Here is a 12765-nt window from a genome sequence, read left to right as displayed (position 1 = left end):
CTCGCCGGTGGCAGATGGATACGGGCGCACGAGGCCCCGGCGCCGGTTCGTAGGGGCGGCGCGGGCCTTGACAACGCGGGAAGGCTATCCGAACGCCGTTGGCCCCCGGCCGCGGGGGTGCGGCGGGGGCCAACGGTGCGGTGGCGGGAGCGCTATAGATTGGGCAGGTAGCGCTGGAGCTCGTAGGGCGTGACCTGGCGGCGGTACTCTTCCCACTCCGCCTTCTTGTTACGCAGGAAGAAGTCGAAGACGTGCTCGCCGAGGGTCTCGGCGACGAGTTCGCTGTTCTCCATGGCCCGGATGGCCTCGTCCAGGCTCTGCGGGAGGGGAGAGATGCCCATGGCGCGGCGCTCGGCGTCGGTGAGGGCCCACACGTCGTCTTCGGCGCCGGGGGGCAACTCGTAGCCTTCTTCGATGCCCTTGAGTCCGGCGGCGAGGATCACCGCGTAGGCGAGGTAGGGGTTGCACGAGGTGTCGAGGGAGCGGAACTCGATCCGGCTGGAGTTGCTCTTGCCCGGCTTGTACATGGGAACGCGCACCAGCGCGGAACGGTTGTTGTGGCCCCAGCAGACGTAGGCCGGGGCCTCACCACCGGCGCCGGCTGAGGCCGCCGCGTTGTCCCAGAGTCGCTTGTAGGAGTTGGTCCACTGGTTGCAGACCGCGGTGATCTCGGTGGCGTGGCGCAAAATGCCCGCGATGAAGCCGCGGCCGATCTTGGACAACTGGAACTCTTCGCCGGGCTCGTAGAAGGCGTTGCGGTCGCCCTCGAACAGCGACAGGTGGGTGTGCATGCCCGAGCCGGGGTACTCGGTGAAGGGCTTGGGCATGAAGGTGGCATAAACCCCCGACTCCATCGCCACCTCCTTCATGACCAGTCGGAAGGTCATGATGTTGTCGGCGGTGGTCAGGGCGTCGGCGTAGCGCAGGTCGATCTCTTGCTGGCCGGGACCGCCCTCGTGGTGGCTGAACTCCACCGAGATGCCCATGCTCTCCAGCATCACTATCGCGTTGCGCCGGAAGTCGTGGGCGCTGTTGTGGGGGGTGTGGTCGAAATAGCCCCCGGAATCGTTGGGCTCAGGCAGCTCGCCGTACTCCGGCTTCTTGCGCAGCAAGTAGAACTCCACCTCAGGGTGGGTGTAGAAGGTGAACCCAAGGTCGGAGGCTTTGCTGAGCTGTCGCTTGAGGACGTGCCTGGGGTCGGCGTAGCTGGGAGAGCCGTCAGGCATGAGGATGTCGCAGTACATGCGCGCGGTGCCGTGTGGCTCGTTACGCCAAGGCAGCACTTGGAACGTCGCGGGATCGGGCTGGGCCAGCATGTCGGCCTCGTGGACCCGCGCGAACCCCTCGATCGACGACCCGTCGAATCCAATGCCTTCGCTGAAGGCCGCCTCCAGTTCGGCCGGCGCGACGGCCACCGATTTAAGGTAACCGAGCACGTCGGTGAACCATAGACGCACGAACCGGATATCGCGCTCTTCTAGCGTGCGGAGCACGAATTCCTGCTGTCGGTTCACGGTCCACCTTCCTTATCGGAGTCCAGCCGCGTCTTACTACGTTGCTCCCTCTAGAGGCTAGTGTGCCCACTGCCCGTTTCACCGACGTTAACTCACAACGAAGCGCGGATCGGTCATCACCGGCCAAATCCGTCAGAATCGGCGAGGTTGTGGCCAGTGTTAACCCCCCGTACCGCCCCTCGACGGCGGCCGTTGCCCTAGTCTCGGTGGCGTGGCACAACTGCGGATCGCTCTGGCGCAAATCAACACCACCGTGGGAGACATCGAAGGCAACGCCGAACTCGTGGTGCGCTGGACCCGGCGCGCCACCGAGGAAGGGGCGCACCTGGTGGCCTTCCCCGAGATGACGCTGACCGGCTACCCGGTCGAGGACCTGGCACTGCGCGCCTCCTTCGTCGAAGCCTCTGCTCGGGCCGTAGGTGAGCTGGCCGCGCGGCTGGCCGCGGCCGGGTTGGGAGAGACCGCCGTCGTGGTCGGTTTCCTCAATGGCCGTGAGGATATGGCACACTCCCTGGGCGCACCTCGCAACGGGCTCGCTGTCCTGTACCAAGGCGAGGTGACCTTGGTCTCAGCCAAGCACCACCTGCCCAACTACGGCGTGTTCGACGAGTTCCGCTACTTCGTCCCCGGGATGACGCTGCCCGTGGTCCGGGTGCGCGGCGTCGACATCGCCATGGTCATTTGCGAGGACCTATGGCAGGAGGGCGGTCCGGCGGCGGCCGTGCGCGCCTCGGGCGCCGGCCTGCTGCTGGTGCTCAACGGCTCCCCCTACGAGCGCGACAAGGACGATGCCCGCCTGGAGCTGTGCCACCGGCGTGCCCGCGAGGCCGGCTCCGCGTTGGCCTATGTCAACCTCGTGGGCGGCCAAGACGAACTCGTCTTCGACGGTGACTCCCTGGTAGTCGACGCCAACGGAAGCCTTGTGGCGCGCGGGCCGCAGTTCGAGGAGGCGCTGCTCGTCACCGATCTGGAGTTGCCGGCGGGCAGCGAGCCCGCCCCTAGCTCGCTCAGCGCCGGCGCCACCGGCATCGCGATCCGCGGCCACACCCTGTCTGAGACGCCGGTGCCCAGCTACGCGCCGCGGCCGGCCCCGTTAGCCGAGCGGCTGGCGGACCCGGCTGAGATCTATGCCGCGTTGGTGCTGGGCACGCGCGACTACGTGCGCAAGAACCGGTTCGGTTCGGTGCTGTTGGGGCTGTCCGGCGGCATCGACTCGGCGCTGACGGCGACGATCGCTGTGGACGCGCTGGGGCCCGACCTCGTGCACGCCGTGCTGATGCCCAGCCGCTACTCCAGCGATCACTCGATCGACGACGCTGAGGAACTGGTGCGCCGGCAAGGTGTGCACAGCCGGACCGTGGCGGTGGGCCCCATGGTCGACGCCTTCGAGGCGGCCATCGACGTCGACGGGCTGGCGGCCGAGAACCTGCAAGCGCGGGTGCGGGGGCAACTGTTGATGACGCTGTCCAACCAGGAGGGGCACCTGGTGGTGACCACCGGCAACAAGAGTGAGTTGGCCACCGGTTACTCCACGCTCTACGGCGACTCGGCCGGCGGGTTCGCGCCGATCAAGGACGTGTGGAAGACGATGGTGTGGGAGCTGGCCCGGTGGCGCAACGCGCAGGCGCAGGCGGCGGGCCGGCAGGCGCCGATCCCGGAGAACTCCATCGTCAAGCCGCCCAGCGCCGAACTGCGGCCCGGCCAGCTCGACACCGACTCGCTGCCGGACTACCCGGTGCTGGATGCCCTGCTGGACGACTACGTCGGCACCGACCTGGGCCGCGCTGAGCTCATCGCCGCCGGGCACGACGAGAAGCTGGTGGACCGGGTGATCCGGCTGGTCGACCGCGCCGAGTACAAGCGGCGCCAGTACCCGCCGGGCCCCAAGGTGAGTAAGCGCAACTTCGGCCGCGACCGGCGGTTGCCGATCACCAACCGGTGGAGCGCGCCCTCGGGGACGTAAGCGCTGCGGCCCCAGCGAAGTAGCCATGTCGGAGGATGGCTGTGACCAGGGACGACAGCCAATCCCGGCACGGTCGAAGCGGCGGCGGCAATGAAAATGTAATCCCACGGCCGCTGAGGGGCACCCCTCACTACTACACCCGGTAGTAATGTGCGGGGCATGGACATCGTCTACTCGATATTCGTCTTCCTGCACCTGTTGGGTATGGCCGGCATCATCAGCGGTTGGCTCATGCAGCTCATCACCGGCAACGCCAAGTCCGGCAAGGTGTTGCTGCACAGCTCGCTGTTGCAGGTGGTCACCGGCTTAGTGCTGGTGGGCCTGGCCGAGATGAGCGACGCCACGGTCGACCACGCCAAGATCGCGGTCAAGCTCGTCGTGGGGGTGATCATCGCCGTGCTGGGCGTGTTGAACGTGCGCACCCCCACCACGCGCCTGGCGACGGCCGCAGGCGTGCTCGCCGTTATCAACGTGGCCGTCGCCGTCTTCTGGTAAGCCCTGCGAACACGGTGTCGCCAGCTCAGTCGTCGTAGAAGACCCGCTCCATAACCCCCCGTGCCCTGCGCGTAATGCGCCGGTAGTCCTCAAGGAGGAGTTCGGCTGGGCCCGCGTCTTGCCCCTCCTGGACGCGGTAGCCCAGCGCTCCGGCGATGGCGGAGCGTTCCCGCAGATCGGTGGGGATCGAGTCGCTGCTCTTGCCGCGCACCAGCGTGATCGCTCCCCTGACGCGGGCCGCCATGCGCCAGGCACTGTCCAAGATGGCGGCATCCTCAGGGTCGAGCAGCCCCTCTGTCGTGGCGACCATGAGCGCCCCCAGGGTCTGGGTGGTGCGCAACTGCGGAATCTCGTGGGCGTGACGCAACTGGATGAGCTGGGCCACCCATTCCACGTCGGACAGTCCGCCGCGACCCAGCTTGGTGTGCAGGGTCGGGTCGGTGCCGCGCGGCAGCCGCTCGGCTTCCATACGCGCCTTGAGGCGGCGGATCTCGCGGACGGTGGTGCTGTCGATGCCGCCGGCGGGATAGCGGATCGGGTCGATCATGGCGGTGAAGCGCTCCCCCAGGCCGGCGTCGCCGGCCACCGGCACGGCGCGCAGCAGCGCCTGACTCTCCCACGACGAGGACCAGCGGGTGTAGTAGGCCGTGTAGGACTCCAGGGTGCGCACCATCGGCCCGCTCTTGCCCTCGGGGCGCAGGTCGGCGTCGACCAGCAGCGGCGGGTCGGCCGCGGGCAGCTCCAGCAGCCGGCGCAGCTCCCGCACCACCGCGTTGGCCGTCTCGGTGGCCGCCGCGGTGGCCACGCCCGGCAGGGGCTCGTGGACGAACATCACATCGGCGTCGCTGGCATAGCTCAGCTCGCTGCCGCCGAAACGCCCCATCGCCACGACACACAGCCGGGTGTTGAGCTGCTCGCCGCACCGACGCTCGACCTCGGCGGTAGCCGTACGCAGCGCCCCCTCGATGGTGACGGACGCGACCGCCGTGAGGGCGTTGCCGACCACAGAGATGTCACTGACGCCCAGCAGGTCGGCCGCAGCCGTACGCAGCAGCTCACGACGGCGCAAGGCCCGCAGGGCAGCCACCGTGTTCTCCGGGGAGCCGTGACGGTGCAGCGCGGAGGCCGCTTCGGTGGCCAGGGTGGCGTTGGGGCGCGGGGCAAGGTCGGCGTCGTCGCTGAGGATCGCCACGGCCTCCGGGGCGCGCAGCAGCAGATCCGTGGTGTATTTGCTGGTGCCCAGGAGCCGCGCCATGCGTTCGGCGACGCGGATGTCGTCGCGCAACAGCCGCAGGTACCACGGGGTCGTGCCAAGGGCATCGCTGACCTGCCGGAACCCCAGTAGGCCGGCGTCGGGGGCCGGCGCGTCGGCGAACCAGCCCAGCATCACCGGCAGCAGGGTGCGCTGGATAGCGGCGCGGCGCGACACCCCCGAAGTCAGCGCCTCCAGGTGGCGCAGCGCCCCCGCCGGGTCGGCGAACCCGAGGGCTTCGAGCCGGTCGCGGGCTTGGGCGGGGGTGAGTCGGGCTTCGTCGTCGGGCAGCCGGGCCACCGCGTTGAGCAGCGGCCGGTAGAACAGTTTCTCGTGGAGGCGGCGCACTTCGGCGGCGCGGCGCCGCCAGGCGGAGGTCATGTCGGTGATGGGGTTGGCGGTGAAGCCCAGGGCGCGCCCCAGCCAGCGCAGTTGCTCCTGTCCTTCAGCGGTGTCGGTGGCCGGCAGCAGATGGGTGCGGCGCAACCGTTGCAACTGCAACAGGTGTTCGACGCGGCGCAGGAAACGGTAGGCCTCGTCGAGGCCGGCGGCGTCCTCTCGGGCGACGTAGCCGCCTTCGGAGAGGGCGCGCAGTGCCTCAAGCGTGGCGCGGGGACGCAACCGCTCGTCGGTACGGCCGTGGACGAGTTGCAGAAGCTGCACGGCGAACTCAATGTCGCGCAGCCCACCGGGGCCCAGTTTGAGCTGACGTTCGGCTTCAGCGGGCGCGATGTGGGCTTCGACCCGGCGCCGCATGGCCTGCACGTCGTCGACGAAGTTGGGGCGGCCGGCGGCCTGCCAGACCAATGGGGTGATCGCCTCGATGTAGGCCGCGCCGAGATCGGGGTCGCCGGCGATGGGGCGCGCCTTCAGCAACGCCTGGAACTCCCACGTTTTGGCCCAACGCTCGTAGTAGGAGACGTGGCTCGACAACGGACGCACCAACGGGCCGTTCTTGCCTTCGGGGCGCAGGGCGGCGTCGACCTCCCACAGCGTGCCCTCGCCGTCGGTCTCCTCGGGGATGCGCATCATGGCCGCGGCCAGGCGGGTCGCGGCGCGCTGGGCGCTGGTGGCGCCGTCGTCGGCGGCCACGGCGGCGGCGGCGGTGGGCTCGGCCACGAAGACGACGTCGACGTCGCTGACGTAGTTGAGTTCGCGGGCGCCGCATTTGCCCATGCCGATGACGGCCAGGCGGCACAGCGCGGCGTCCTCGGGCAGTTGCGCCCGGGCGATGGCCAGGGACGCCTCCAGCATGGCCGCGGCGAGGTCGGCCAGTTCGGTGGCGACGCCCTCAACGCTCAGGGCGCCGGTGAGGTCACGGCCGGCCAGACGCAGCACCCGGCGCCGGTAGGCCACGCGCAGCGCGTGGGCGGGGCTGTCGTCGCCGTCGCCGGGCAGGCCGGCCACCGGAGCGGTACTGGTGGGGTCGGCGCCGACCGCGCGCAGTAGCTCTCCTCGAAGCTCCTGGGGGCTGGGGCTGCGCTCAGCCTCGCCTCCGCGCAGTTCCCGCCAGTCCTCGCAGTGGCGGACGAGGTGATCGGACAGGGCGACGCTGGTGCCCAAGATGCCGGTGAGCCGCATGCGCAGGTCGGCGTCGGCGCACAGCACGGAACGGAGCTCGACGGGGTCGGTGCAACGCTCCAGGATGCGGGTGATGCCCAGCAGAGCCAAATCCGGATCGGCAGCGTCGGCCAACGCTTCGACGATGTCGAAGTGCTCGTCAGGGTCGAGGTGGGCCTCAGCGATCAACCGCTCCGCTTTGGCGGTGTCGGTGAAGCCGCGCCGGGCCAGGGTGCCTACGGTTGTTCCGCGCCTATATCCAGATACCACATGCTTCACCGTAATCGGCGCGTGCTGCCGATGGGCACCCCTCCCCCGTTGTGTGTGGCCCCCGTGAGGTGGTCGCGAAGGGACAGCGTGTCGCGGTCGCGCCTAGGGCGGCTCACCCTGGGGCGCCGCTGTCGGGGGGTCTCAGGCGCGGATGCCGTTCCACACGGTGTCGACCAACAACTGCGCCCGCTCTTGGGCCGAGCGTCCCCCGGCGGGGCGGCGGCAGAAGAAGGCGCCGCCGGTGAGGAGGTTGACCACCGCTTCGGGGTCGACGTCGGGGGTGATCTCGCCGTTGTCGACGCCGCGGCGCAGCAGGTTGGCCACGGCCCTGCTGCGCGGAGCCAGCACCTGCTGCTTGATGCGGTGCACGATCTCGGGGTGGGTCTGGTCCATCATCAAGACGGTGACGGCGCGGTCGAGTGGGCTGTCCATCTCGGCGCAGACCTGAGTGAAAATCGCGATCAGGTCGTCGCGCAGGGGGGCCTGGCCCAACTCGGGTAGGGGCGGGCGCAGGGTGGCTACGGCGTCGGCGAACAGTTCCTCCTTGCCCGGCCACCGGCGATAGATGGTGGCCTTGCCGACCTCGGCGCGGGCCGCGATGGCTTCGATGGAGACCTCAGCGACGTTTTTGCGTTCAGCGAGCAGCGCCAACGCGGCCCGGAGGATGGCGTCCTCGGCTCGCTGGCTGCGCGGGCGGCCGGGCGGGCGTGAGGTGATGGGGTCCATGGGCTCTCTGCTCGGTTCTCTAGCGGCGCGGCTCCTCGCCTAGTGCCGGGGAGGAACGCGGCCGGTGGTTCCGCGCGATCACCGCCGGCTGGAACTACGTCGTTTCCTGCCCTGGTGGGCGCCGGATGGGGATCGAGTCTAGCGGCGCTGTCGCGGACACGAGCCTCACCGGCGCCCGGTGTCGGCGGTCTGGGGCTGGGTGCCCGCCGGCGGTTCGGACTGCTGGGGTTGCTGGTTGGAGGCGTGGCGCGGCAGCCAGATCAGCACGAGGACCAGCCCGATGGTCCCGGTGACCAGGGCTGAGAGCGCGGCTAGGTGCATGCCGGACAAGAACGCCTCCTTGGCGGGGGCGATGATCGGTTGCCCCTGCTGGCCGAGCCGTTCGGCCAGGGCCATGGTGGCTTCGATGGAGTCGACGGCGTTGGCGCGGGCCTGCGGGGGGAAGGCATCGAGGTAGGGGGTGATCTGGCTGCGGTAGACCGCGGTGACGACCGCGCCCAGCACCGCGACCCCCAAAGCCATGGCCACCTGACGTGCGGTGTTCTGGACGGCTGAGGCGGTGCCGGCCTCCTCGCGGGGCACCGTCGCCATGATGGAGTCGGTGGCGGGCAGCATAACCATGGCCATCCCCGTGCCCTGCACGAAGAACGCGATCTCGATGAGCCACACCGGGGTGGTGGTGTCCAGCAGGGAGTAGGAGCCCAGCGCGAGCGAGGCCAGCACCAGACCGGTGGCACACACGCGCTTGGGGCCGAACCGGGTGACGAGGAACCCGCTGAGTGGGGAGACGATGCCCTGGGACAGCGCCAGCGGCAGCACGAGCAGGCCGGCGTGGAGCGGGGAGAACTCGCGCACGCTTTGCCAATAGAAGCTGATGAAGAACAGCACGCCGGCCATGGAGAAGAACATCAACATGATGGTGGCCACGGCCACGGCCATGCGGGGTTGGCGGAAGAGCCGCACATTGAGGGCAGGGTGGTCGATGCGTGCCTCATAGACGACGAACCCAGCCAGCACCACAAGACCGCCCAGGGTCGCCGCGATCACGTCGGGGTCGCGCAGCGAAGCGCGGTCGCCGGCGGTGATGATGCCGTAGACGAGCAGCACCAGGCCGAGGATGGACAGGGCGACACCCACCGGGTCGAGCCGCGCGGGCTGCTCGTTGCGCGACTCCGGGACGATGATCGCCATAAGCACCAGGCCCACGATGACGATGGGCACGTTGATGAGGAACACCGATCCCCACCAGAAGTGCTCCAGCAGCAGTCCGCCCAGGGGCGGGCCGATGCCCAGGGCCAGCCCGACCGAGCCGGCCCAGATGCCGATGGCGCGGGGGCGTTCCTCGGCGGGGAAGACGTTGCTGATGATCGAGAGGGTTTGGGGCATGACGGCGGCGCCGCCCAGCCCCATCAGGGCGCGGGCCCAGATGAGGTGTTGGGGGGTTTGGGCGTAGGCCGACAGCAGCGAGGCCAAGCCGAACAGTGCTAGCCCGATGAGGAGGATGCGCTTGCGTCCGACCCGGTCGCCGATGACGCCCCATGTGAACAGTAGCCCGGCGAAGACCAGCGTGTAGGAGTTGATGGCCCAGGCGAGCTGGCTCTGGCTGGCGCCGAGGCCCTGCTGGGGATCGGAGATCACGCGCAGCGCGATGTTGAGGATGCTGTTGTCGAGCACCACCACGAGCAGGCTGGTGACGAGGACACCGAGGATGCCCCACCGTCTACGGTAGACCGCCGTCCGATCCACAGATCCTCCAGTGCCGAGCGAGGAGCGGGAAAGAGGGAGGGGACGGATCACGCCCCACCCTCTCTATTTTAAATACGAAACGGTTCCGTTTCGATAGAAGGGGTAGGCGAATATGTCACTTTTTCCGTGCAACTGCGGTTGCGCTGTGTTTCATCCCCACCGACAAGTCGTCACCGGTGGGCAGTGGTGGCGGTAACGCCAAACCAGGCCGAGCTCTGACACAGCAGGCGTGGGATGATGACTGAAGCGGACTTTTCCGCCAACACCGTTGCCCTAGACGTCCGGAGACGCCACTGGCGCTTCGAGACCAACGGAGGAACGCTCATGACCAGTGCATCCACGCCCCAGCACACCTCCGCCCTCTACGGCGGAACAGCCAACCGTCGCATCACCGTCCGCGACATCGCCCAGGCCAAGAGCCGCGGCGAGCGCTGGCCCATGCTCACCGCCTACGACGCGCTGACCGGCCGCGTCTTCGACGAAGCCGGCATCCCCGTTCTCCTCGTCGGTGACTCCGCAGCCATGGTGGTCTACGGCTACGACTCCACCGTGCCCGTCACGGTCGATGAACTCCTCCCGCTCACCGGGGCGGTCGTACGCGCCACCAAGCGAGCCATGGTCGTCGCCGACCTACCGTTCGGCTCCTACCAGTCCTCTCCGGAACAGGCCCTGGCCTCGTCCGCGCGCTTCATGAAGGAGGCGGGCGCGCACGCGGTCAAGTTGGAGGGCGGGCGCCGCGTCGTGCCCCACGTCGAAACCTTGGTGGCGGCGGGTGTGCCGGTGATGGGCCACCTTGGCCTCACCCCGCAGTCGATCAACACCCTGGGCGGCTACCGGGTCCAGGGGCGCGGTGACTCCGGACACACGCTGCTGTCCGACGCCAAGGAGCTGGAGCACGCGGGCGTCTTCGCGATCGTGCTGGAGTGTGTGCCCAGCGAGCTGGCTACCCAGATCACCGAGCACCTGTCCATCCCCACCATCGGCATCGGAGCCGGCAACGGCACCGACGCCCAGGTGCTGGTGTGGCAGGACATGGCGGGACTGACCCCGCACACGGCCAAGTTCGTCAAGACCTACGCCGCGATGGCGCAGACCCTCAGCGACGCCGCCGGCGAGTTCGCCAGTGAGGTCGTCGCCGGAACGTTCCCCGACGAGGAGCACTCCTACTCCTGAGGGGCCCGGCCCAGCGCGCCCCGGTTGGGTGGCGCTGGGCCGACTCACCTCTCCCACCAACAAGTTACCGGGTAGTAGTGTGAGGGGATCTTCGGGCGCGACACACACTGGAGGCACCCCATGCGCATCTCGATGCCGCTGAGCTACTCAGCCGACCCCAAGCAGCAAGTTGACCGCGTCGTCGAACTGGAAAAGGTCGGGCTCGACCGGGTCTGGGTGGCCGAAGCCTACGGCTTCGACGGCGCCACCCTCATGGGCTACCTCGCCGCACGGACCACCACCGTCGAGATCGGCTCGGCCATCCTGCCACTGTACTCACGCACGCCCACCCTCATCGCACAAACCGCAGCGGGCCTGGACTACCTCTCCGACGGACGCGCCGTGATCGGGCTGGGCGCCAGCGGACCCCAGGTCATCGAGGGCTGGCACGGGGTGCCCTACAGCAAGCCCCTCAGCCGCACCCGCGACATCATCGAAATCTGCCGCAAAGTCTGGGCTCGGCGCGAGCCCCTCACCCATGACGGCGCTGTCTACACCCTGCCGCTGCCCCCTGAGCACGGCACCGGCCTAGGCAAGCCGCTGAAGATCATCAACCACCCCGTGCGGGACCGCATCCCGATGTATGTAGCCTCCCTGGGGGAGAAGAACGTGAAGCTGACGGCCGAGATCGCCGACGGCTGGCTCCCGATCTTCTTCATCCCCGAAAAGGCCGAGCAGGTCTGGGGAGAGGCCCTGGCCGCCGGCAAGGCCAACCGCGACCCGGATCTGGGCGAGCTGGAGATCTCGACCGGGGGGCTGCTGGCTATCGGCGAGGGCGAGGACACCAAACGGCTACTGGAGCTAGCCCGCCCGCACCTGGCGCTCTACATCGGCGGCATGGGCGCCAAGAACAAGAACTTCTACGCCACCCTTGCCCGCCGCTACGGCTATGGGGACGCCGCCGAGACGATCCAGGACCTCTACCTGGCCGGCAAGAAGGAGGAGGCCGCCGCCGCGGTCCCCGAGGAACTGGTCGAACTGACCAACCTCGTCGGCCCCGAGTCCTACGTGCGCGAGCGCGTCGAGGCTTTCCGCGAAGCCGGAGTCACCCACCTGAACGTGACCCCGCTGGGCGACGACCCCGTGGGCCTGGTCGAGAAGGTCCGCGGCTGGCTGTAGCCCCGCGCCGGGGCCGGCAACGGCCGACACCCGCCGCCCCTCCCCAGCAGCGGGTCAGGCCGTGGCCGGCTCGCCGCCGCACGGTGACCGCCCCTGAGGGCGGAGGGGTGTGGCTTTGGCCTGAGGTAGAGCGTACGGGGTTTCCCGCCGCTCGTGCCTCGACCGCTTCGCGATCTCGGCAGCCTGGGGCGGACTTTGGCCCGGGGGTGGGGCAAACACCGCAACGAACAGACTGGAGCCGAGGTGAGGCGAGTACCTCAACCAACAGACCGAGACCACGGGAAGGCGAGCACTACGACGGGCGAACTGGGGTTGGGGCGGTGGAGCGGCTCAACGCCTTCCGGGGCGCCCTCTGCCACCACCCCCGCAGAGACCGTCGCCCACCGCCGTACCCCCGCCACAGCAATACCCCGAGACAGCGAGGTTCTGGAGTACAGCGACCCCCCGAGAGGAGAGCGAGATCCTGGCGAGGTCCCGGGGAAGGCGACATCGCGCGCCACAGCGACACCGCCTCCCCCTAGGACCGTCCGCGTCATCTCCGCTCGCCCCAGCCACGGCGCCCCCTTGAGGCTGCCGAGATCGCGAAGCGATCGAGGCACGAACGAACAGCGCCCTCTCCAGCCCCGGGCACGCGAACAAGCCGACAGCACACCCTCGCCCGGCGGCATCTTCGTGAGACGACCCGACGACACCAGGTCCGTGGAGTGAGCACGGCCCCGATGCCGTCGGCGAGTGGCACCACGGCGCCGAAGGCGACATCGCGCGCCACAGCGACACCGCCTCCCCCTAGGACCGTCCGCGTCATCTCCGCTCGCCCCAGCCACGGCGCCCCTTGAAGCTGCCGAGATCGCGAAGCGATCGAGGCACGAACGAACAGCGCCCTCTCCAGCCCCGGGCACGCGAACAAG

8 protein-coding genes are annotated in these 12765 nt (G+C 69.1%); 4 read left to right on the top strand and 4 right to left on the bottom strand.

Features of this window, described 5'->3' with window-relative positions:
• Nucleotides 1-152: 152 nt before the first annotated feature.
• Nucleotides 153-1514, bottom strand: a complete 1362-nt coding sequence (locus ABD848_RS07440; protein WP_344968823.1) for a glutamine synthetase family protein — start codon at nt 1512-1514, stop codon at nt 153-155.
• 211 nt (nt 1515-1725) lie between these two features.
• Between ABD848_RS07440 and ABD848_RS07435 the strand changes: the two genes are divergently transcribed.
• A complete protein-coding gene (locus ABD848_RS07435) occupies nt 1726-3477 on the top strand; it encodes an NAD+ synthase (protein ID WP_344968821.1) in 1752 nt (583 codons plus the stop codon).
• Between the two features lie 159 nt (nt 3478-3636).
• Nucleotides 3637-3972: a hypothetical protein gene (locus tag ABD848_RS07430; protein ID WP_344968819.1), complete on the top strand. Its 336-nt coding sequence runs from the start codon at nt 3637-3639 to the stop codon at nt 3970-3972.
• Between the two features lie 25 nt (nt 3973-3997).
• Here the strand turns inward: ABD848_RS07430 and ABD848_RS07425 are convergent, their stop codons facing one another.
• From ABD848_RS07425 to ABD848_RS07415, 3 genes are all read right to left on the bottom strand, one after another.
• Nucleotides 3998-7054, bottom strand: a complete 3057-nt coding sequence (locus ABD848_RS07425) for a bifunctional [glutamine synthetase] adenylyltransferase/[glutamine synthetase]-adenylyl-L-tyrosine phosphorylase (protein WP_344968817.1) — start codon at nt 7052-7054, stop codon at nt 3998-4000.
• 141 nt (nt 7055-7195) lie between these two features.
• On the bottom strand, nt 7196-7780 hold the full coding sequence (locus ABD848_RS07420) for a TetR/AcrR family transcriptional regulator (RefSeq protein WP_344968814.1): 585 nt from the start codon (nt 7778-7780) through the stop codon (nt 7196-7198).
• A 165-nt stretch (nt 7781-7945) separates the two neighbouring features.
• Nucleotides 7946-9526, bottom strand: coding sequence for an MFS transporter (locus ABD848_RS07415; RefSeq protein ID WP_344968812.1), 1581 nt, complete (start codon nt 9524-9526; stop codon nt 7946-7948).
• A 324-nt stretch (nt 9527-9850) separates the two neighbouring features.
• Between ABD848_RS07415 and panB the strand changes: the two genes are divergently transcribed.
• A complete protein-coding gene (gene panB / locus ABD848_RS07410) occupies nt 9851-10699 on the top strand; it encodes a 3-methyl-2-oxobutanoate hydroxymethyltransferase (protein ID WP_344968810.1) in 849 nt (282 codons plus the stop codon).
• A 120-nt stretch (nt 10700-10819) separates the two neighbouring features.
• Nucleotides 10820-11857 carry an LLM class F420-dependent oxidoreductase gene (locus ABD848_RS07405; protein WP_344968808.1) on the top strand — a complete coding sequence of 346 codons (1038 nt, stop codon included), beginning with the start codon at nt 10820-10822 and terminating at the stop codon, nt 11855-11857.
• Nucleotides 11858-12765: the final 908 nt, after the last annotated feature.

Origin of the sequence: Salinactinospora qingdaonensis, assembly GCF_039539445.1 — a bacterium.
Taxonomy (GTDB): Bacteria; Actinomycetota; Actinomycetes; order Streptosporangiales; family Streptosporangiaceae; genus Salinactinospora; species Salinactinospora qingdaonensis.
Note: the sequence above shows the minus strand (reverse complement) of the source record. Positions and strands in the feature narration are given on the sequence as shown.